A 19,004-nucleotide genomic window follows, 5' to 3' on the forward strand; every position below is an offset into this window, starting at 1 on the left:
GCCCGGGCGAGCTATCGGCTGAAAGAGAGCGCGGCGTTCCCGGCGCTACGGCTGCGTCTTGCGGATCAACAGCGCGGCGGCTTCCCCGGCGCTCCGCATGTAGCTGGCATCGCGGTGGAGAAGAACGACTGAAAACGCTCCGTCCAGCAGGAGAACGATCTGTCGCGCCAGCTGGCGCGCATCTTCCGGCGTGCGCGCCCCCTCCAGGACATTGCACAGCCAGTCTTCGACCCGCTTCTTGTGCGCTCGCCCGACGATAATCGCCGGGTGCCCGGGCATGTGAATGAGCTCGACCGATGTTCGCAGGAAGCCGCACCCTTTCCACTTCGGGTGCATGGCAGACGCGGCGAGGCTGTTGAACACCCCTTGTATCTTGTCGGCGACATCGCCCTCGGTGGCGTGGAACCACCGCTTGAACACATCGAGATTGGGCTGATCGCGGGCCTCCAGGTGGGCCGCGATCAAATCGTCCTTGCTGCGGAAATGATAATAGAGGGTGCGCTTGGTGAGACCGGCCTTTTCCGCAACGGCATCGACACTCACGGCCCGTATGCCCTCCGCGTGAAAGAGCTTTCCCGCAGCCTCGATTATCCGTTCGCGTGTCGAAATCGTCCTGTCGCTCATTCCTCCAGCGTATACTACCCGGTGTATGCGGACAAGTTTGCCTGTCCCCCGTCTACACGCCTGGCGTCCGCATCCCTCCCAGCCGCCGATGCGCCGTCGCGAGGCGGATCACGTCGACGTTTCCGCGGCCAGATGCCGGAAGAGGTCGAGCGCCAGCGGTGTCAACGCGTCCTCGCCGCGAGCGCAGACCGAGAGCCGTCGTGTCGCCCAATCGTCCTGAAGGGCAAGGACGTCGATTTGCCCTGCCCGCCGGAATCGCCGCGCCGCCGTCTCCGGCACGATCCCGATACCGACGCCTTCAGCAGCCATGCGGCAGATGTCGTCGAAGCTGCGCAAGGCCACGCGTTTCTTGAGCCTGGTTCCGATCCTGGCGGCCTGGCCATCGATATGCGCCTGCAAGGCCCCTGCGGCCAAACAGACGAAGTGATGGCCGAGTATGTCGGCAAAGCGGACACGTGGTGTCCGCAGAAGAGGATGATGGCGCGCCGCAACCACGACCAGGCGATCGATGGCGAATGGCTTCAAGACAAGGTCACCCGTCTCGACGGCGCTCGACAGGATACCGATCTCCGCGAAGCCGGAGGCAACGCTCCTGGCGACCTCGACACTCTGGCGCTCCTGCAGGTCGACGTCGACCTGCGGATGCGCGGCCAGCCAGGGGGCCAGTCGAGCGGGCAAGATTTCTGCAATCGCGGCCGTATTGGCAAAAACGCGCACATTGGCGCGCAGCCCCTTCGCATAGTGTCCGATTTCCTCGCGCATTTGCGACAGGCTGTGCGCGATGGTCCGGGCGTGATGCGCCAGGGCCTCACCGGCTTCCGTTGGCACCACGCCGCGTCTGCCGCGCTGAAGTAGCTTGACGTCCCCCTCGATCTCCATGTTGCGGAGCCGTTCGCTCGCTGCCGGGAGAGACAGCCCGACCTGAGCTGCGCCGTGGGTGATGTTTCCCGCATCCACGACAGCGAGAAAAAGGCGAAGGTCCGTGAGGTCGAAGCGCATGGCCTGACGCTAACCGGAAATCAGCCTTCGGTCCAGCCGAAGCCAGACCGCGGAAGTTCCGCATTTTACGATGGGATGAAGCTGGTAGTGATGCGTCATGTCAGACTTCTCCATCCCAGTGATCACCGCCATCACGGCAACCTTTTTTGTCGCCGGGCTCGTAAAGGGCATAACCGGCATGGGGCTTCCGACGGTGGCGATGGGCGTGCTCGGCGCCCTCCTGTCGCCGCTCGCTGCGGCAACCCTGCTGATCGTCCCGTCCTTTGTCACGAATGCGTGGCAGCTTTTCGCGGGCGCCGATTTCCGCGCGATCCTCGGGCGACTATGGCCCATGATGCTTGCCATCGTCGTCGGGACGATGCTCGGAGCATCCTTTATCGCAGGTGGCGACACCGTCCTCACAACCGCCACCCTTGGCGCAGCGCTTGCGTCTTACGCGCTCTACACCTTGTTCGCGCGCCAAATCAGCGTTCCCGGAGCTGCCGAACGATGGATGTCGCCCCTTGTCGGCGTGGTGACCGGTCTCATCACGGGCTGCACCGGTGTTTTCGTGATACCCGCCGTCCCCTATCTGCAGGCGCTCGGGCTCTCCAAGGATGACCTTGTCCAGGCGCTTGGCTTGTCGTTTACGGTCTCGACGGTCGCCCTGGCTGCCGGCATCGGCGCACAGGGCGCTTTCCAGATCGAACGGCTCGCAATTTCCGTCATCGCCGTCATCCCGGCTCTGGCGGGAATGTGGGCAGGACAGGTCGTCCGGGACAGAATAAGCCCATCGACCTTCCGACGGGGATTTCTTCTCTTTCTGTTCCTGCTCGGTGTGGAGATGGCCATCAGGCCCTTCCTGTAGTCAGCTCGACGCTGTTGCCGCAAAAGCCGCGACCCGCCTCCCTTTGCCGCGGTTGTCCCGCGTCCCTGCCTGCGCGATCGGCTGCACGCACGAGGCATTTTTGCCGGAGCGTACCGGAATCGCCGAATCAGACCTTCCCGCGCATTAGACGAAAGTCGTAGGGTGCCTTCGCCCGCTTGTCATTTTGCGGGCACTCCCCCGCGTCACCAAGCCAAGCGTGACGCTTGTTTTGCCCCGCCCTCGTGCGGGGCTTTTTCTTGACTCTGCCAAAAACAGGAACATAATAGGAACAAAGGCAATGACCTTCGTTCCACCACCTTCCCCCAGCTTGCTGTGGCCTTCACAGGAGAGTGCAGACGTGTGCCCGCTTCAAGAGTACGAAGCCGAAATCGACGACGTGGGCGAGGCCGTGCGCGCCGCCCTCGCCTGGCATGATGGCGATGCGCAGGCGGCGATTGCGACGCTGCTGGCCGATTGCGCCCATCTGCGGCGCCAGCTCGAACTGACGCGCGCGGCCATGGGGCGCGGTTTTACGCGGGGATGGGAGCCAGCCCCCTTGCGGGAATGATCGAGCCACCAGAGGCCCGGCCTGTTTCGGGGGGCTGAAGCATGGCGTTGGGCGCGCTTCTTGACGGGAAGCGCGCCGGTCTATGGCCGAAGGCTCAGCGCACCTGGTCCAGCAGGCGCTTGCATTCCAGGAGGTCGTAGAGCGCTTCCTGCAGCAGCGCGCGGTCTTCCTTGCCGACGCTCGTCTTGCCGAGCGAGATCTCCGGCGCTTCGTCGCTGCCGCCCACGAAGGAGAAGAAACGGCGGCTGGCGGGCGCTTTGGGGCGTCCGACGATCTGGTCCTCGTCGCTGCCGGCCTTCGGCGGCGGCGGCTCCTCGTGGCTCGCCGCGGCCAGCGCCTCCACGGTCGCAAGGTCCCCGCTCGCAATGGCGGCGACGAACTTGTTGCCGTTGACCTTGAGCAGCTTCTGCACGCCCTTGATCGTGTAGCCATGGTCGTAGAGCAGGTGGCGGATACCCTTGAGGAGATCGACATCCTCCGGGCGGTAGTACCGCCGGCCCCCGCCGCGCTTCATCGGCTTGATCTGCGTGAAGCGCGTTTCCCAGAAGCGCAGCACGTGCTGCGGCAGGTCGAGGTCGTCGGCGACCTCGCTGATGGTGCGGAAAGCGTCCGGACTCTTGTCCATTCTGTCCTCGATGAAAGCTCGCGCCGGCGGCAGAAAAGCGCGCCGCCGAATCGTATTCATTTCAGCGGCTTGCCGGGCGATATTCAAGTTTCAAATTGTGCATGTACGCGCATTCGGCGGAAAAAGCGCCAAATCCCGTCCAAAAGCGGTAGCGGAGGACCCGGCTTTCGCGAAGGGGTTGCCCTGCCGGCAACAGGGCCGCCCCGCCCGACCCGTTACGGGCGCGCGCAATGCCGGCCGGCAGAACCGCGTCGGAAGGCGTCGTCCGGAAACCGTGTCAGGATGCGGGGGATGCCGGCTTCTGCTTGGCCTTGCGCGAAAGATGCGATTTCAGCACCCGCTGCTTCAGCACGTTGGAAGCCTTGAAGGTCATCACGCGGCGCGGCGAGATCGGCACTTCCTCGCCGGTCTTCGGGTTGCGGCCGATGCGCTCGTTCTTGTCGCGCACCTGGAAGGTGGCGAAGGAGGAAAGCTTGACGCTCTCGCCCCGCACGATGGCATTGCAGATCTCGTCGATCACGGTCTCGACAAGCTCCGCCGATTCGGTTCGGGAGAGGCCGACCTTACGGAAAACCGATTCGGCCAAATCTGCGCGTGTCACCGTCTTGCCGCTCATCGTTCCTCACCGATTTCCCATTGAAAGCGTATGGTTAGGGAGGGAAGAGTATTGTCCTTGCCCCCTCGGGTCAAGCGGCCCCGGCAAGAGGACTCGTATTGGTCTGCAGAACGGCGCCCGCAGACCGATACGCCCGCCACAAGGCGTTACCAGCGCAGCAGCACCGCGCCCCAGGTGAAGCCGCCGCCCATGGCTTCCAGCAGCACGAGATCGCCTTGCTTGACGCGCCCGTCGCTCGCGGCCGTCGCCAGCGCCAGCGGAATGGAGGCGGCCGAGGTGTTGCCGTGCAGGTCGACGGTGACGACGACCTTTTCCAGGGGAATGCCGAGCTTCTTGGCCGAACCGTCGATGATGCGCTTGTTGGCCTGGTGCGGCACCAGCCAGTCGATGTCGTCGGCGGTGAAGCCGGTGGCGTCGAAGGCCGAGACGATGACGTCGGTGATCATGCCCACCGCATGCTTGAAGACCTCGCGGCCCTCCATGCGCAGGTGGCCGACCGTGCCGGTCGTCGAGGGGCCGCCGTCGACATAGAGCTTTTCGCGATGCGCGCCGTCGGAGCGAAGCTGCGTCGCCAGCACGCCGCGGTCCGCATTGGTCCCTGCCCCGTCCTGGGCTTCCAGGATGATCGCGCCGGCGCCGTCGCCGAAGAGCACGCAGGTCGTGCGGTCGGTCCAGTCGAGGATGCGCGAGAAGGTTTCCGCGCCGATGACCAGCACGCGCCGGGCAAGCCCGCCGCGAATATAGGCGTCGGCCGTCGTCACGGCATAGACGAAGCCGGAACAGACCGCCTGCACGTCGAAGGCAAAGCCGTGATGCATGCCGAGACGGTTCTGGATGTTGACGGCGGTCGCCGGGAAGGTGTTGTCCGGCGTCGAGGTGGCGACGACGATGAGGTCGATGTCGGCGGCGGTCAGGCCCGCCTTGTCCAGCGCGTCGCGCGCGGCCGCTTCGCCGAGCGAGGCGGTCGTTTCGCCGTCACCGGCGATGTAGCGCTGGCGGATGCCGGTGCGCTGCACGATCCACTCGTCGGTCGTATCGACCATGCTTTCGAGCTCGGCATTGGTGAGCACCCGCTTCGGAAGCGCTGCTCCGAAACCGCGGACCACTGAACGAATCATTCTATACCTCGTCGCCCACGCCCTGGACGCCTTCGACAGGCCGGCCCGCGTGATACTTCTGCAAATCTTTTTCGATCTTGTCTTTCAGGCCGTTGCGGACCATGTCGTAGCCGACATCGACCGCGGCGGCAAAGCCTTCGGCGTCGGTGCCGCCATGGCTCTTGATGACGATGCCGTTGAGGCCGAGGAACACGCCGCCATTGACCTTGCGCGGATCCATCTTCTCGCGCACCCGGTCGAAGGCGCCCTTGGCCAGGATGTAACCGAGCTTGGCGAGCCAGGTGCGCGACATGGCGGCCCGCAGATATTCCGCGATCTGCCGCGCCGTGCCTTCCGCCGCCTTCAGCGCGATGTTGCCGGCAAAGCCTTCCGTCACCACGACATCCACCGTGCCGCGGCCGATATCGTCACCTTCGACGAAACCGTAATACTCGATCGTGTCGAAATTGGCCTCGCGGATGAGCTGGCCGGCGGCCTTCACCTCTTCCTGGCCCTTGATCTCCTCGACGCCGACATTGAGCAGGCCGAGCGTCGGCTTGTCGATCTCGAACAGCGCGCGCGCCATGGCGCCGCCCATCAGCGCGAAATCGAACAGCTGGTTGGCGTCCGCGCCGATCGTCGCGCCGATGTCGAGCACGATGCTCTCGCCCTTGAGCGTCGGCCAGATGCCGGCAATGGCGGGGCGCTCGATATTGGCCATCATGCGCAGACAGAATTTGGACATGGCCATCAGCGCGCCGGTATTGCCGGCGGAGACGGCGACATCGGCCTCGCCCTTGGCCACCGCGGCGATCGACTGCCACATGGAGGACTTGCCCCGGCCGCGGCGCAGCGCCTGGCTCGGCTTCTCGTCCATGGCGACGGCGACGTCGCAATGATGGAAGGTGCTGGCAGCCTTCAGCTTGGGATGCTGCGCCAGAAGCGGCTCGCATTCGGCGGCATTGCCATAGAGCACGAAGCGGATTTCGGGATGGCGCTCGAGGGCCTTGGCTGCGCCCGGGATGGCGACCTTCGGACCGAAATCGCCACCCATGACATCGACGGAAATTCTGACCACGCGAGTCTTGCCTTAGTTCTCTTGTTTCCAGCGGCAGAAGGCCACCGCGGCGGAATTCGGCCAAAATACCGCTTTTCGCCGGGGGCACAACTGAATTATCGGCGGCCTTACGGCCGTTTCAGTCTTTTTTCCAGTCCTTCAGGACGGCGAAGGGCGAGGGTTTGCGGTCGTCCTTGTCGGTGCTTTCGATATGCCCGCCGAAGGCGACGTCGGCCCGGCGCGGATAGGGATCGATCGCCAGCGCCACATGTTCGGCGGCCACTTCCCCGGCATCGATCGTGTCGCCGGTAAAGATCTCCGGCGCGTCGGGACCGTCGGGATCGAGCAGCATTTCGCCCGTCTCGCTGGCCACCGGCAGGCGCGCCAGCTTGGACCCCTCGGGCACGAAGATCGCATCGACCGGCTCGTCGATATGGCTTTCGACCGGATCGAGCGTCACCACGCAGGCCTGCACGATATCGGCCGTGACGCGGCCCTTCAGCCGCACGCCGTCACGCTTCCAGCGGCGCACCTCGAAGGTCGCCGTCAGCGCCTTCACCTCGAGGATCGACCAGAGCGCGGCAAGCCCCGCCCGCTCCTCGGCATCGGCGCTGATCGTCACCTCGACCGGGTTGGCCGAGATGTGGCCGACCTTGACGGGATAGGAAAAGGGCGTTTCGTCGTCTTTCTTCATCGTCTGCCTTCCAGCCGCCCATGGCGGCGTATTCTTCAAGCCCCCGCCTGTGGCGGCGTGTTTTCGGGCCAGCCGCCCATGGCGGCGTCTTCTTCAAGGCCCCGCCGTCAGGCGGTGTGTTCCTGCGGGCCGGGTGCGGCCACATCGAGCGCGCCGAGCGCGATCGCGTCCTCGCCGACATCCGCCATCGCCGCCTCCGCGGTAAAGAGATAGGCGGCAAGCCCGCCCATCGCCGGCGCGCCTTCGCCCGCCTCGGGATGGATGTTGCGCCGGAGCGCGCTCGCCAGGCCCGCGCGGTCGCCGGCGTCGAGCGCCGTCGCATAGGATTCCAGCCGGCCGTAGAACATGCCGGCGAATTTCTTCATGCGCTTGGGCACGCCGACATCGCCGACGCCGAGCTCGCGAATCGAATGATCGACATCCTCGAAGAAGGCATCGACGATCTCCTGGGCGATCTCCTGGCCGGACGTCGCGCTCTTGCGCGTGCGCCGGAAGTAAAGGATCAGCATCGCCGAGAGCATCTCGAAGCGGCCCATCACCGTGTCGGGAACATCAAGCGCTTCATAGAGATAGGGATGGCGTGCGGCCTTTGTCAGGGTCGCGTATTGCTTTTCGACGATGCGCCGGTTGCCGTTTTTTTTGCCGAACAGGCCGAAAATCATCATAAAGCCTAGTTTTGCCCGATTCAAACCATGGAGCCGTCGCAAGTCATGTTGCATGACGGTCGAAGCTGGTTTACCGAAGCAGGCATGAATTGCAATGGCTGCGCGGCCATCATCGTCCCGGGGATGTTGTGAAGAGAGATTCTCAGAATATGAAGCTGTTGCGTAACGCCGCCATTGCCGTCGCCCTCTCCGCCTCCGTCCTGACGGCCTGCCAGGGCCCGAGCGAAGTCCTTTACCAGGGCTATGTCGTGGATCAGGAAACGCTGGCGCTGGCCCCGGTCGGCTCCTCGCGCGAGCAGGTGCTGCTCTCGCTCGGCACGCCGTCCTCGACCGCGACCTTCGACAACGAGGTCTTCTACTACATCTCGCAGAAGCGGAAGCGCGCCGCCGCCTTCCTCAAGCCGAAGGTCGTCGAGCAGAGCGTGCTCGCCGTCTATTTCGACAAGGACGGCAATGTCGAGCGCCTCGCCCATTACCAGCTGCAGGACGGCAAGGTCTTCGACATGATCGCCCGCGTCACCCCGACGGGCGGCGCCGAGACGACCTTCCTCGGCCAGCTCCTGCGCGGCGGTGCGAACCCCGGCACGGTGATGAAGAACATCTTCGGCAACAACTGATCGAAGACCACAGGATTTCAAAAAGAAACCGCGGGGATCGCTCCCCGCGGTTTTTGTTTGGGCATCCAGGGCAATTGCGGTTCACCGAAACTGCCCTGGCGATTTCTCGTTGCCGCATTCTCCGACGCCGAAGCGTTGCCGCTTCGGCTGGAAATGCTTGGCTTACCCAGCCAGAACGGCGAGCAGCAGCAAGGCCACGATATTGGTGATCTTGATCGCCGGGTTGACGGCGGGGCCGGCCGTGTCCTTGTAGGGGTCGCCCACGGTGTCGCCGGTGACGGAGGCCTTGTGGGCTTCCGAACCCTTCATGTGGCGGGTGCCGTCCTTGTCGACGAAACCGTCCTCGAAGCTCTTCTTGGCATTGTCCCATGCGCCGCCGCCCGAGGTCATGGAAATGGCGACGAACAGGCCGTTGACGATGACGCCGAGCAGCGAGGCGCCGAGCGCGGCGAAGGCCGAGGCCTTGGAGCCGGAAATCGCCAGCACGCCGAAATAGACGACGAGCGGGGCCAGCACCGGCAGCAGCGAGGGGATGATCATCTCGCGGATGGCGGCCTTGGTCAGCATGTCGACCGCGCGGCCATAGTCCGGCTTGTCGCGGCCTTCCATGATGCCGGGCTTTTCGCGGAATTGCCGGCGCACTTCCTCCACCACCGCGCCGCCCGCCCGGCCGACGGCGGTCATCGCGATGCCGCCGAAGAGATACGGGATGAGGCCGCCGAAGATGAGACCGGCGACGACATAGGGGTTGGAGAGATCGAAGGAGATCGTGCCGATATCCGCGAAGTACGGATATTTGTCGCCGTTCGCCGCGAAATAGGCGAGGTCATTGGAATAGGCGGCGAAGAGCACGAGCGCGCCGAGGCCCGCCGAACCGATCGCATAGCCCTTGGTGACGGCCTTGGTGGTGTTGCCGACGGCGTCGAGCGCGTCGGTGGACTTGCGCACTTCCGGCGGCAGGTGGGACATTTCGGCGATGCCGCCGGCATTGTCCGTGACCGGGCCGAAGGCGTCGAGCGCCACGATCATGCCGGCAATGCCGAGCATGCCCGTCACGGCGATACCGGTGCCGAAGAGGCCGGCGAGCTGGTAGGTGGCGATGATGCCGCCGACGATGACGATCGCCGGCAGCGCCGTCGATTCCAGCGAGACGGCAAGGCCCTGGATGACGTTGGTGCCGTGGCCGGTCACCGAGGCCTGGGCGATGGAGTTCACCGGGCGCTTGTTGGTGCCGGTATAATATTCGGTGATCACCACGATGAGCGCCGTCACCACGAGGCCGAGCAGGCCGCAGATGAAGAGGTTCGTGCCGGTGATCTCCTTGCCGGCGACCGTGCCGATCGCGCCCCAGCCGATGGTGAGCGACGTCGCCGCGCCGAGACCGAGGATCGACAGCACGCCCGTCACGATGAGGCCCTTGTAGAGCGCGCCCATGATCGAGCCGTTGGAGCCGAGCTTGACGAAGAAGGAGCCGACGATCGAGGTGATGATGCAGGCGCCGCAGATGGCGAGCGGATAGATCATCGCGCTGGCGAGAACCGGCGTGCCGGCAAAGAAGATCGCCGCCAGCACCATGGTGGCGACGACCGTCACCGCATAGGTCTCGAAGAGGTCGGCGGCCATGCCGGCGCAGTCGCCGACATTGTCGCCGACATTGTCGGCGATGGTGGCCGGGTTGCGCGGGTCGTCCTCGGGAATGCCGGCTTCCACCTTGCCGACGAGGTCGCCGCCGACGTCCGCGCCCTTGGTGAAGATGCCGCCGCCGAGACGGGCGAAGATCGAGATCAGCGACGCGCCGAAGCCGAGCGCGACAAGCGCGTCGATGACCTCGCGCGAGGCCGGTTCCTGGCCGAGAACGCCGGTCAGGATCGAGTAGTAGATGGACACGCCGAGAAGCGCGAGACCGGCCACCAGCATGCCGGTGATCGCACCCGACTTGAAGGCGATGTCGAGGCCGGAGGACAGGCTGACAGACGCGGCCTGGGCCGTGCGCACATTGGCGCGGACGGACACATGCATGCCGATGAAACCGGCAACGCCCGACAGGACGGCGCCGATCAGAAACCCGATGGCGGCCGTTGCGGAAAGAAGCAGCCAGGTGCCGACGAAAACAACGACCCCGACGATAGCAATGGTTTTGTATTGCCGGGTGAGATAGGCCTGCGCCCCTTCCCGGATATAACCTGCAATTTCCTGCATGCGGGCATTGCCCTGGTCGGCGGCAAGCACCGACTGCGTCGCCCAGATGGCATAAACCACCGAAAGCAACCCGCATGCGATAACGCCAAACAATATGGTCATTTCGCTCTGTCCTCCTTGGAGACAGCGGGGTCCTCTCCCCGCCGCCGAGATGCGCCCGCCCCTTCTTGCCTCCTCACAAGCCAGGGGTGGTGCGCGGCCAGAGTGCGTTTGCGAATCGGTTGCGTCAAGTCGCCGCACTGCGGCAAGCACTTATGGAAAACGGATTTTTCGGCGTGGGCCGATGCGAACCGATTAGACGGCGGCGCGGCGCGTGCGCAGGACCAGCAGCAGCACGAGAACGAGGCTGAGACCGGTGATCGGCCAGAACATCAGGTTGATCGTCTGCCAGCCGTAGGCGTTGAACACCTTGCCCGACGAGAAGGAGGCGAGCGCCACCGCGCCGAACAGGATGATGTCGTGGAAGCCCTGCACCTTGTCGGCCTCGTGCGGGCGATAGCTGGAGGCGACGATGGCGGTCGCGCCGATGAAACCGAAGTTCCAGCCGACGCCGAGCAGGATGAGCGCGCCCCAGAAATTCCATAGCTCGATGCCGGCATGGGCGACGAGCGCGCAGGCCATGAGGATGACGAGGCCCGCGGCCACCACCTTCTCCGTGCCGAAGCGCTGGATCAGCATGCCGGTGAAGAAGCTCGGCCCGAACATGGCCAGCACGTGCCACTGGATGCCGAGCGTCGCCATTTCCGGCGAGAAGCCGCAGCCGATGACCATGGCGAGCGGCGCGCCGGTCATCATGAAGGTCATCAGGGCATAGGAGGAGATGCCGCAGATCATGCCCGTCATGAAGCGCTGCGTCAGCACGATCTCGCGCAGCGGCCGCACGGGTTCGCCCGAGGCGGCGCTTGCCGCCTTGTGGTCGGGCAGGCGCAGCGCCAGAAGCAGCGGGATCGCGGCAAGGCAGAGCGGCAGCAGCGCGAAGAAGGCGCCGGCAAACAGCACCGGCTCGAAGAGGTCCTTGGTGAAGATCACCACCTGCGGGCCGAGAATGGCGGAAATGACGCCGCCGGCCAGGATCCAGGAGATCGCGCGGGGCTTGTAGAAGGACGGCGAGGCATCGGCCGCCGCAAAGCGGATCTTCTGCGCGAAGCCGCCGGAAATGCCGATCAGCACGAAGCCGAAGGCGAAGAGCCAGAAATCGCCGCGGAAGAGCGCGATGGCGGCGATGACGCCGCCCCCTGCCCCGACCAGCGCGCCGACGACGAAGCCCTGGGCGCGGCCGAGCATGCGCGCGGCGAGCGCGACCAGCATGGCGCCGAGCGCGACGCCGACATTGAAGGCCGTCAGCGGCGCGGTGGCGAGCGACTTGTCTGTGCCGAGCAGATTGTAGCCGGCAAGGCCGCCGATGGAAAAGGCGATGGGACCGGCCGAGGCGAGCAGCGCCTGGGCAAACATCAGCAGGAACACGTTGCGGCGGGCGGCCGACAGTTCCCGTTCAAGACCTTCGACCGTGCCAGTGCTCATTATGCCTACCGTTTATTTGCGATTTTCGGTCCGGACCTGCTTGGCGATCCGGTCGAGCACCGCATTCACCAGCTTGGGTTCCTCGTCTTCGAAGAACGCCTTGGCGATCTCGACATATTCCGTGACGATCACGGCGACGGGCACGTCCTTGCGCTCCTTCAGCTCGAAGGTGCCGGCACGCAGGATGGCGCGCACCGTGGAATCGAGCCGCGACAGCGCCCAGTCGTCCTGCAGCGCCGCGCCGATCATCGGGTCGAGCTGGCGCTGGTCGCGCACGACGCCCGAAACGATCGAGCGGAACCAGGAGGCGTCCGCCTTGAGGTACGTGTCGCCGTCGACTTCCTGACCGAGGCGGTGCGCCTCGTATTCGGCGACGATCTCGAGCACGCCGGCGCCGCCGATATCCATCTGGTAAAGCGCCTGCACGGCGGCAAGACGCGCCGCGCCGCGCTGGTTGGCCGGCTTCACCGGCTGCTGGTCCCTGTCCGTCGTCACTGTTCGCCGCCCAGTTTCTTCTTCAGCTCGATCATGGTGAGGGCCGCACGGGCGGCAAAGCCGCCCTTGTCGCCTTCCGAACGGCGGGCGCGCGCCCAGCCCTGGGCGTCGTTCTCGACGGTCAGGATGCCGTTGCCGATGGCGAGGCTCTCGCTGACGGCAAGGTCCATCAGGGCGCGGCTGGATTCGTTGGCCACGATGTCGAAATGATAGGTCTCGCCGCGGATGACCATGCCGAGGGCGACGAAGCCGTCATACCAGGTGCCGGCATTTTCCATGCCGTCGAGCGCCATGGCGATGGCCGCGGGCACTTCGAGCGCGCCCATGACGGTCACGATGTCGTAGGTGGCGCCGGCGGCGTCGAGCGCATGCTTGGCGCCGTCGAGCATCGCATCGGCCATGTCGTCGTAGAAGCGGGCCTCGACGATGAGGAGATGGGGATTATCGGTGTCAGCCATGATTCACCTGAAAATTGGAGGCAGGCCGCGCGCAGGCGGGCAGAGGCGGCGGTCAAACCACGCCCAACGATGCTTGGCAAGCGATTTCCGCCCCGCCCGGCGATTTCGGCCCCCGGCATGGGCCTCGTTACGGCAAACGGGATTGACAGACATGAACGAAGAGTGAACGGTATGTCAACCCCAGAGGAGATCCGCATGGAGAAGCAGAACCCGCCCGTCGTCAATCTGGCGAAGCTGACGCTCGACTACTGGACGCAGGGCACCCTTTATGAATCGCGCGACACGTCCTTCGGCGCCCTTCTGGGCCTGAAGGCTCTCGGCATCGGCTACAGCGAGGTGCCGCCCGGCAAGTCGAGCTGTCCGTTCCACAGCCACCATGTCGAGGACGAACTGTTCGTCATTCTCGAAGGGCACGGCACCTATCGGTATGGCGGCGAACGCCAGCTCATCGGGCCGGGCGACGTGCTCGGCGCGCCGGCCGGCGGGCCGGAAACGGCGCACCAGATCATCAACACCGGCACGGTGCCGCTCAAATATCTCTCGATCTCTTCCATGGCGGCGACGGAGATCTGCGAATATCCGGATTCCGGCAAGTTCCTCGCCAAGACGCGGACCGCGACGGGCGGGCGCACCGATTTTCGCACCATCAACCGGGGTGGCGAAGAGGTGGATTACTGGGAGGGTGAGCCCGGCGCGTAAGGCGCCAAGCCAGGGGGATCAGGCCGCGAGCGAGACGCGGTTGCGGCCGTTGCGCTTGGAACTGTAGAGCGCCTTGTCGGCATTGCTGAGCAGGGAATCGAAGCTCGCGCAGCCGGCATTGCCGAAGGCGATGCCGGCGCTGACCGTGCAGGAGATCGTGCGCCGGCCGATGGGAATGAGTTTTGCCGCGAAATCGGCGCGCACGCGCTCGGCGACGTTTTGCGCGCGGTCCGGCAGGGTGCGGTCCAGCACGACGATGAACTCCTCGCCGCCGAGGCGGGCGATGCAGGCGGCCGCGCCGCAGACTTCGCCCAGAACGTCGGCAAAGACCTTCAGCACGGCATCGCCCGCGGCATGGCCGTAGCGGTCGTTGACCGACTTGAAGCTGTCGAGGTCGAAGGCGATCGCCGCCCGGTGCGCACCGACAGGCTCGTCGCCAAAGCGGTCGAACAGGGCGCGGCGGTTGAGAAGACCGGTCAGCGCGTCGGTATTGGCCGCCCGCTGGTGGCTTCCGGCGACGCGCCACTGGTTGAGCGCCAGCGACATGGCGCCGATGCCGGTGATGCCGATGATCGCCATGACGAGATTGAGGTTTTCCGCCCAGTTGTTCGGGGCATGGCCGAGCACCCACTGGCCGTCATGGATGAGCACGGCCGCGCAGAGCAGGAAGGAGACGGCGGTCAGCAGATAGAGGATGACGATGCCCGTCAGCGGCAGCGGCGCCTCGTCGCGGCCGCGCCAGTATTCGGCGGCGGTGGCGATCATCGACGCGGCGATCAGAAGGTTGAGCGCGATGAAGCCGATACCGTCGAGGCCGACGATCAGCCACGGCAGGGCGACGAGCGAGCAGGTTGCGAAGTGCAGGATCATGCGCCGGCGGCCGCTGCGGTGCGTGCGGAAGCGATAGGCCGCGCCATAGATGAAGGCGAAGCCGACGAACTGCAGCATGAAGGCGAGGCAGCCGATGCGGTAATCCGGGTTCTCGAAATAGGCGCTGTAGGCGGCGACGGCCGGCACGATGCAGCCGATGCCGAGCGACCATGACAGCAGGAACCGTTCGACCCGCGCCGACAGCCAGGAGGCAAACAGCGTCGCCGACAGGCAGAAGCCGGACAGGGCAATTGCCAGGAGGAGCGTGTTGTAGTCAGGCGTCATGCGTGAACGGTCTCCGAGGTCCCAGGCACGCACCCTAGAAGGCGAGAAGTATCGATATCGTTACCCTTGGGGCAGTCTTCCACATCATACATGTGCCGTTCCGCAACGCGGCCCCATGATGTCACGCCTGCGTCACGCCGGTGCGGGCCGCACGGCCTTCGCCGTGCCCTTTTGGAGAGAATGGCATTGTGGGGAAGGCCCGGAATCGCACCTGTTCCGATCCGGATGAAAAGGCGGCCGTCGCCCTGTCAAAGGGTGCCAGCGAAAAGACGGGTCCGGCCTTCCCACCGGCGGCGGGAAGGGTTTCGTCGCAGGCTCTTTACGCCTTGGGCGCGGGGAACTCGGCGAGGCGCGCGGCGTAGCGCGCCATGGTGTCGACCTCGAAATTGATGAAGTCGCCGGCCTTGCGCTCGCCCCAGGTGGTCACTTCCAGCGTGTGGCGGATGAGGAGCACGTCGAAGACCGCGCCGTCCACCGCGTTGACGGTGAGCGAGGTGCCGTCGAGCGCGACGGAGCCCTTGGGCGCCACGAAGCGTTCCAGCCCCTCGGGCGCGCGGATGCGGAAGCGCGTGGCGTCGCCCTCGGCCTCGACGGAGAGGATCTCCGCCTTGCCGTCGACATGGCCCGAAACGATATGGCCGCCGAGTTCGTCGCCGATCTTCAGCGAGCGTTCGAGATTGATGCGCGTGCCGGCCTTCCAGTTGCCGATCGTCGTCAGGCGCAGCGCCTCTTCCCAGGCTTCCACCTCGAACCAGCGGGCGTTCGCGCCCTCTTCCGGCAGTGCGGTGACGGTGAGGCAGGTGCCGGAATGGGCGATGGAGGCGCCCATGTCGATGGTGGCGGGGTCGTAGTTCGTGCGCACGCGCAGGCGAACGCCCTCGTTCATGGGCTCGACCTTCTCCACCGTTCCAATATCCGTGACAATGCCGGTAAACATCACTCGCCTCTTTCGTAATCGTATAGATGATCGGCGCCGTACTGCGCCGTGCGGCGAAGCGAAAACCCGTCCGGCGCCCGCCCGGGCACACATGGGGATGCCACCCCGTCCTTGCCAAGGGCCACGGCCCCGCCGAACAGGAGAATGCGGTCGACGAGCCCGGCATCGAGGAAGGATTGCGCCGTACGCGCGCCCCCTTCCACCAGCAGCGAGGAAATGCCGCGCGTCGCCAGCGCCATCAGCAGATCGTCGAGCCGGCGCGGGTCGCAGGTCAGGATCTCCACACCGGCGGCTTCGAGCGCGGCGGCGCGCGCCGCGACGGAGGGAACGGCGTCACCCCCCTCTGGCCTGCCGGCCATCTCCCCCTCAGGGGGGGAGATCGGGGAGGCAGGGGTTTCCTCCGCCCTTCGTGCCGACACCGCTGACAGGCCCTCGCCGGTGGAACTGGGATCGTGCCTCTTGTCGATCTCCCCCCTTGAGGGGGAGATGGCCGGCAGGCCAGAGGGGGGTGCTCCCGCCTCGTCCCGCGACGCCACCACGATGACCGGCACCTGCCGCGCCGTCTGCGCCAGCCTGGAGGCCGGCGACAGTTCCAGCCGGGGGTCGAGCACGATGCGCACCGGCGAACGGCTTTCGAGACCCGGCAAGCGGCAGGTGAGTTCGGGATCGTCGGCCAGCGCCGTGCCGATGCCGACGAGGATCGCGTCCGTCTCGGCGCGCAGCACGTGCACCTGCCCGCGCGAGACGGGACCGGTGATCGCCACCTGCCCCGCGCCCAGCCGGCCGAGCATGCCATCGGCGGAAACGGCAAGTTTCAGAGTCACATGCGGCCGCTTTTTCGTCTGGCGCGTCAGATAGGCGGCGAGCGCCGCACGGCCGTCGGTCTCCAGCAGGCCCGCCTCCACCGTGATGCCGGCGGCCCGCAGCATGGAGAATCCCCTGCCCGCCACGCGCTCGTCCGGGTCGGTCACGCAGACAACGACACGGGCGATGCCGGCGGCGATCAGCGCATCGGCGCAGGGCGGCGTCTTGCCGTGATGCGAGCAGGGTTCGAGCGTGACATAGGCCGTGGCGCCGCGCGCCGCAGCGCCCGCGGCGGCCAGCGCCTGCGTCTCCGCATGCGGCCGTCCGCCCGGCGCGGTCACGGCCGAACCGACGATGGTGCCATCGCGGACGATCAGGCAGGCAACGGAAGGATTGGTGGACGTCAGGCCAAGATTGCGGCGGCAGAGGCGGATCGCCGCCGCCATGAAGCGCGCATCGTCCCGCTCGCCGGACATCTAGCCGTCGACGCCCGGGTCCCGGGCGATCTTGGCGGCGACTTCGGAGAGGATCTTCTCGAAATCGTCGACATGGGAGAAGTCGCGATAGACCGAGGCGTAGCGCACGAAGCCCACGTCATCGAGCGCCTTCAGCGCTTCAAGCACCTGGAGGCCGATTTCCTCGGAGGCGATTTCCGTCTCGCCGGAGCTTTCCAGCCGGCGGACGATGCCCGAGACCGCGCGCTCGATGCGGTCCCGGTCGACGGGACGCTTGCGAAGCGCGATCTCGAAGGATTTTAGCAGCTTGTCGCGGTCGAAGGGGGCCTTGCGGCCTGTCTTCTTGACGACCATCAATTCGCGCAGCTGCACGCGCTCGAAGGTCGTGAAGCGGCCACCGCAATCCGGGCAGATGCGCCGGCGGCGAATGGCGGCCCCGTCCTCTGCGGGACGGGAGTCCTTCACCTGCGAATCTTCCGAACCGCAATAGGGGCAGCGCATGACCTCTCCTTGCTTGCGGGCGGTGCCGCGCGGAAGCCCGCGCGACCCTTTCCCCGCAACAGCGTCTTACATGTAGGGATACATCGGGAAGCGGTCCGTCAGCGCGACGACCTTTTCCCGAACGGCGGCTTCGACGCCTGCATTGCCCTCGTCGGAATTGGCGACCTTCAGGCCGTCGAGAACCTCGACGATGAGGTTGCCGATTTCCTGGAACTCGGCTTCCTTGAAGCCGCGCGTCGTGCCGGCCGGCGTGCCGAGACGGACGCCCGAGGTGACGAAGGGCTTTTCAGGGTCGAACGGAATGCCGTTCTTGTTGCAGGTGACATAGGCGCGGCCGAGCGCGGCTTCGGCGCGCTTGCCGGTCGCGTTCTTCTTGCGCAGGTCAACCAGCATCAGGTGGTTGTCGGTGCCGCCCGAAACGATGTCGAGGCCGCCGGCCTTCAGCGTCTCGGCGAGCGCCTTGGCGTTCTTGACGATCTGCGCGGCATATTCCTTGAATTCCGGCTGCAGCGCCTCGCCGAAGGCGACGGCCTTGGCGGCGATGATGTGCATCAGCGGGCCGCCCTGCAGGCCCGGGAAGACGGCCGAGTTGATCTTCTTGGCGATGTCCTCGTCGTTCGTCAGCACGACGCCGCCGCGCGGACCGCGCAGCGACTTGTGCGTGGTGGTGGTGGCGACGTGGCAATGCGGGAACGGCGACGGGTGCTGGCCACCGGCGACGAGGCCGGCGATGTGGGCCATGTCGACCATGAGATAGGCGCCGACTTCATCGGCGATCTCGCGGAAGCGCTTCCAGTCCCAGATGCGGGAATAGGCGGTGCCGCCGGCGATGATGAGCTTCGGCTTGTTCTTGCGGGCCTTCTCGGCGACATCGTCCATGTCGAGCAGGTGGTCGCCTTCACGCACGCCGTAGGACACGACGTTGAACCACTTGCCGGACATGTTGACCGGCGAACCGTGCGTCAGGTGGCCGCCCGAATTGAGGTCGAGGCCCATGAAGGTGTCGCCCGGCTGCAGCAGCGCGAGGAAGACGGCCTGGTTCATCTGCGAGCCGGAATTCGGCTGCACGTTGGCGAAGTTGACGCCGAACAGCTTCTTGGCGCGCTCGATGGCAAGTTCTTCCGCGATGTCGACGAACTGGCAGCCGCCATAGTAGCGCTTGCCCGGATAGCCTTCGGCATACTTGTTCGTCATGATCGAGCCCTGCGCTTCGAGCACGGCGCGGGAAACGATGTTTTCCGAAGCGATCAGCTCGATCTCATGGCGCTGGCGACCGAGTTCCTTCTGGATGGAGCCAAAAATTTCCGGGTCGGTGTCGGCAAGGGAACGCGTGAAGAAAACGTCGGTGGCGGAAGACTGGCTCATCCTCGA

At 65.6% G+C, this 19,004-nt stretch carries 21 protein-coding genes; 4 read left to right on the forward strand and 17 right to left on the reverse strand.

Features of this window, described 5'->3' with window-relative positions; all coding sequences use genetic code 11:
• Nucleotides 1-45: 45 nt before the first annotated feature.
• Both V8U06_RS05495 and V8U06_RS05500 read right to left on the reverse strand, forming a co-directional pair.
• Nucleotides 46-624, reverse strand: a complete 579-nt coding sequence (locus tag V8U06_RS05495; RefSeq protein WP_427139815.1) for a TetR/AcrR family transcriptional regulator — start codon at nt 622-624, stop codon at nt 46-48.
• Nucleotides 625-732: 108 nt separating this feature from the next.
• The gene (locus V8U06_RS05500) at nt 733-1,623 is read right to left on the reverse strand and encodes a LysR family transcriptional regulator (protein WP_427139816.1); all 891 of its coding nucleotides are present in this window, start codon (nt 1,621-1,623) and stop codon (nt 733-735) included.
• A 97-nt stretch (nt 1,624-1,720) separates the two neighbouring features.
• Here V8U06_RS05500 and V8U06_RS05505 point away from each other — a divergent pair, with 97 nt between their 5' ends.
• Nucleotides 1,721-2,470 (forward strand): sulfite exporter TauE/SafE family protein, encoded by a 750-nt coding sequence (locus tag V8U06_RS05505; RefSeq protein WP_427139817.1) that lies wholly within the window; start codon nt 1,721-1,723, stop codon nt 2,468-2,470.
• A 358-nt stretch (nt 2,471-2,828) separates the two neighbouring features.
• Nucleotides 2,829-3,038, forward strand: coding sequence for a hypothetical protein (locus V8U06_RS05510; RefSeq protein WP_427139818.1), 210 nt, complete (start codon nt 2,829-2,831; stop codon nt 3,036-3,038).
• Nucleotides 3,039-3,132: 94 nt separating this feature from the next.
• On the opposite strand, the gene V8U06_RS05515 is transcribed toward V8U06_RS05510, so the two are convergent.
• From V8U06_RS05515 to V8U06_RS05540, 6 genes are all read right to left on the reverse strand, one after another.
• A complete protein-coding gene (locus V8U06_RS05515; protein ID WP_226919670.1) occupies nt 3,133-3,663 on the reverse strand; it encodes a MerR family transcriptional regulator in 531 nt (176 codons plus the stop codon).
• Nucleotides 3,664-3,940: 277 nt separating this feature from the next.
• The gene (locus V8U06_RS05520) at nt 3,941-4,279 is read right to left on the reverse strand and encodes an integration host factor subunit alpha (RefSeq protein ID WP_023513396.1); all 339 of its coding nucleotides are present in this window, start codon (nt 4,277-4,279) and stop codon (nt 3,941-3,943) included.
• 146 nt (nt 4,280-4,425) lie between these two features.
• Nucleotides 4,426-5,397 (reverse strand): beta-ketoacyl-ACP synthase III, encoded by a 972-nt coding sequence (locus V8U06_RS05525; protein WP_427139819.1) that lies wholly within the window; start codon nt 5,395-5,397, stop codon nt 4,426-4,428.
• A 1-nt stretch (nt 5,398) separates the two neighbouring features.
• Nucleotides 5,399-6,454 (reverse strand): phosphate acyltransferase PlsX, encoded by a 1,056-nt coding sequence (plsX, locus tag V8U06_RS05530; RefSeq protein ID WP_427139820.1) that lies wholly within the window; start codon nt 6,452-6,454, stop codon nt 5,399-5,401.
• Nucleotides 6,455-6,572: 118 nt separating this feature from the next.
• Nucleotides 6,573-7,127 carry a YceD family protein gene (locus tag V8U06_RS05535; protein WP_427139821.1) on the reverse strand — a complete coding sequence of 185 codons (555 nt, stop codon included), beginning with the start codon at nt 7,125-7,127 and terminating at the stop codon, nt 6,573-6,575.
• A 107-nt stretch (nt 7,128-7,234) separates the two neighbouring features.
• A complete protein-coding gene (locus V8U06_RS05540; RefSeq protein WP_427139981.1) occupies nt 7,235-7,789 on the reverse strand; it encodes a ubiquinol-cytochrome C chaperone family protein in 555 nt (184 codons plus the stop codon).
• A 152-nt stretch (nt 7,790-7,941) separates the two neighbouring features.
• On the opposite strand from V8U06_RS05540, the gene V8U06_RS05545 reads away from it, so the two are divergent.
• The gene (locus V8U06_RS05545; RefSeq protein WP_427139822.1) at nt 7,942-8,409 is read left to right on the forward strand and encodes an outer membrane protein assembly factor BamE; all 468 of its coding nucleotides are present in this window, start codon (nt 7,942-7,944) and stop codon (nt 8,407-8,409) included.
• 162 nt (nt 8,410-8,571) lie between these two features.
• Here V8U06_RS05545 and V8U06_RS05550 read toward each other — a convergent pair whose 3' ends face one another.
• From V8U06_RS05550 to ribH, 4 genes are all read right to left on the reverse strand, one after another.
• A complete protein-coding gene (locus V8U06_RS05550) occupies nt 8,572-10,710 on the reverse strand; it encodes a sodium-translocating pyrophosphatase (protein WP_427139823.1) in 2,139 nt (712 codons plus the stop codon).
• Between the two features lie 192 nt (nt 10,711-10,902).
• On the reverse strand, nt 10,903-12,129 hold the full coding sequence (locus V8U06_RS05555) for an MFS transporter (protein WP_427139824.1): 1,227 nt from the start codon (nt 12,127-12,129) through the stop codon (nt 10,903-10,905).
• Between the two features lie 12 nt (nt 12,130-12,141).
• On the reverse strand, nt 12,142-12,624 hold the full coding sequence (gene nusB / locus V8U06_RS05560) for a transcription antitermination factor NusB (protein WP_226919678.1): 483 nt from the start codon (nt 12,622-12,624) through the stop codon (nt 12,142-12,144).
• A complete protein-coding gene (gene ribH / locus V8U06_RS05565; RefSeq protein ID WP_427139825.1) occupies nt 12,621-13,082 on the reverse strand; it encodes a 6,7-dimethyl-8-ribityllumazine synthase in 462 nt (153 codons plus the stop codon). The genes nusB and ribH overlap by 4 nt, the downstream gene beginning before the upstream one ends.
• 195 nt (nt 13,083-13,277) lie before the next feature.
• On the opposite strand from ribH, the gene V8U06_RS05570 reads away from it, so the two are divergent.
• Nucleotides 13,278-13,781, forward strand: a complete 504-nt coding sequence (locus V8U06_RS05570) for a cupin domain-containing protein (protein ID WP_427139826.1) — start codon at nt 13,278-13,280, stop codon at nt 13,779-13,781.
• An 18-nt stretch (nt 13,782-13,799) separates the two neighbouring features.
• Here V8U06_RS05570 and V8U06_RS05575 read toward each other — a convergent pair whose 3' ends face one another.
• From V8U06_RS05575 to glyA, 5 genes are all read right to left on the reverse strand, one after another.
• On the reverse strand, nt 13,800-14,936 hold the full coding sequence (locus tag V8U06_RS05575) for a diguanylate cyclase domain-containing protein (protein ID WP_427139827.1): 1,137 nt from the start codon (nt 14,934-14,936) through the stop codon (nt 13,800-13,802).
• Nucleotides 14,937-15,255: 319 nt separating this feature from the next.
• Nucleotides 15,256-15,873 (reverse strand): riboflavin synthase, encoded by a 618-nt coding sequence (locus V8U06_RS05580; protein ID WP_427139828.1) that lies wholly within the window; start codon nt 15,871-15,873, stop codon nt 15,256-15,258.
• Nucleotides 15,873-17,153, reverse strand: a complete 1,281-nt coding sequence (ribD, locus tag V8U06_RS05585; protein ID WP_427139829.1) for a bifunctional diaminohydroxyphosphoribosylaminopyrimidine deaminase/5-amino-6-(5-phosphoribosylamino)uracil reductase RibD — start codon at nt 17,151-17,153, stop codon at nt 15,873-15,875. The genes V8U06_RS05580 and ribD overlap by 1 nt, the downstream gene beginning before the upstream one ends.
• On the reverse strand, nt 17,154-17,633 hold the full coding sequence (gene nrdR / locus V8U06_RS05590) for a transcriptional regulator NrdR (protein ID WP_226919685.1): 480 nt from the start codon (nt 17,631-17,633) through the stop codon (nt 17,154-17,156).
• A gap of 66 nt (nt 17,634-17,699) precedes the next feature.
• The gene (glyA, locus tag V8U06_RS05595) at nt 17,700-18,998 is read right to left on the reverse strand and encodes a serine hydroxymethyltransferase (RefSeq protein ID WP_427139830.1); all 1,299 of its coding nucleotides are present in this window, start codon (nt 18,996-18,998) and stop codon (nt 17,700-17,702) included.
• Nucleotides 18,999-19,004: the final 6 nt, after the last annotated feature.

Source organism: Shinella sp. G-2 (assembly GCF_050172695.1).
Lineage (GTDB): Bacteria > Pseudomonadota > Alphaproteobacteria > Rhizobiales > Rhizobiaceae > Shinella.

Excerpts from the sequence above, each read along its gene's own strand:
- V8U06_RS05495 (WP_427139815.1), bottom strand. The coding sequence starts at position 624 with ATGAGCGACAGGACGATTTCGACACGCGAACGGATAATCGAGGCTGCG.
- V8U06_RS05500 (WP_427139816.1), bottom strand. The coding sequence starts at position 1,623 with ATGCGCTTCGACCTCACGGACCTTCGCCTTTTTCTCGCTGTCGTGGAT.
- V8U06_RS05505 (WP_427139817.1), top strand. The coding sequence starts at position 1,721 with ATGTCAGACTTCTCCATCCCAGTGATCACCGCCATCACGGCAACCTTT.
- V8U06_RS05515 (WP_226919670.1), bottom strand. The coding sequence starts at position 3,663 with ATGGACAAGAGTCCGGACGCTTTCCGCACCATCAGCGAGGTCGCCGAC.
- V8U06_RS05520 (WP_023513396.1), bottom strand. The coding sequence starts at position 4,279 with ATGAGCGGCAAGACGGTGACACGCGCAGATTTGGCCGAATCGGTTTTC.
- V8U06_RS05525 (WP_427139819.1), bottom strand. The coding sequence starts at position 5,397 with ATGATTCGTTCAGTGGTCCGCGGTTTCGGAGCAGCGCTTCCGAAGCGG.
- V8U06_RS05535 (WP_427139821.1), bottom strand. The coding sequence starts at position 7,127 with ATGAAGAAAGACGACGAAACGCCCTTTTCCTATCCCGTCAAGGTCGGC.
- V8U06_RS05540 (WP_427139981.1), bottom strand. The coding sequence starts at position 7,789 with ATGATTTTCGGCCTGTTCGGCAAAAAAAACGGCAACCGGCGCATCGTC.
- V8U06_RS05545 (WP_427139822.1), top strand. The coding sequence starts at position 7,942 with ATGAAGCTGTTGCGTAACGCCGCCATTGCCGTCGCCCTCTCCGCCTCC.
- V8U06_RS05550 (WP_427139823.1), bottom strand. The coding sequence starts at position 10,710 with ATGACCATATTGTTTGGCGTTATCGCATGCGGGTTGCTTTCGGTGGTT.
- V8U06_RS05555 (WP_427139824.1), bottom strand. The coding sequence starts at position 12,129 with ATGAGCACTGGCACGGTCGAAGGTCTTGAACGGGAACTGTCGGCCGCC.
- ribH (WP_427139825.1), bottom strand. The coding sequence starts at position 13,082 with ATGGCTGACACCGATAATCCCCATCTCCTCATCGTCGAGGCCCGCTTC.
- V8U06_RS05570 (WP_427139826.1), top strand. The coding sequence starts at position 13,278 with ATGGAGAAGCAGAACCCGCCCGTCGTCAATCTGGCGAAGCTGACGCTC.
- V8U06_RS05575 (WP_427139827.1), bottom strand. The coding sequence starts at position 14,936 with ATGACGCCTGACTACAACACGCTCCTCCTGGCAATTGCCCTGTCCGGC.
- V8U06_RS05580 (WP_427139828.1), bottom strand. The coding sequence starts at position 15,873 with ATGTTTACCGGCATTGTCACGGATATTGGAACGGTGGAGAAGGTCGAG.
- ribD (WP_427139829.1), bottom strand. The coding sequence starts at position 17,153 with ATGTCCGGCGAGCGGGACGATGCGCGCTTCATGGCGGCGGCGATCCGC.
- nrdR (WP_226919685.1), bottom strand. The coding sequence starts at position 17,633 with ATGCGCTGCCCCTATTGCGGTTCGGAAGATTCGCAGGTGAAGGACTCC.
- glyA (WP_427139830.1), bottom strand. The coding sequence starts at position 18,998 with ATGAGCCAGTCTTCCGCCACCGACGTTTTCTTCACGCGTTCCCTTGCC.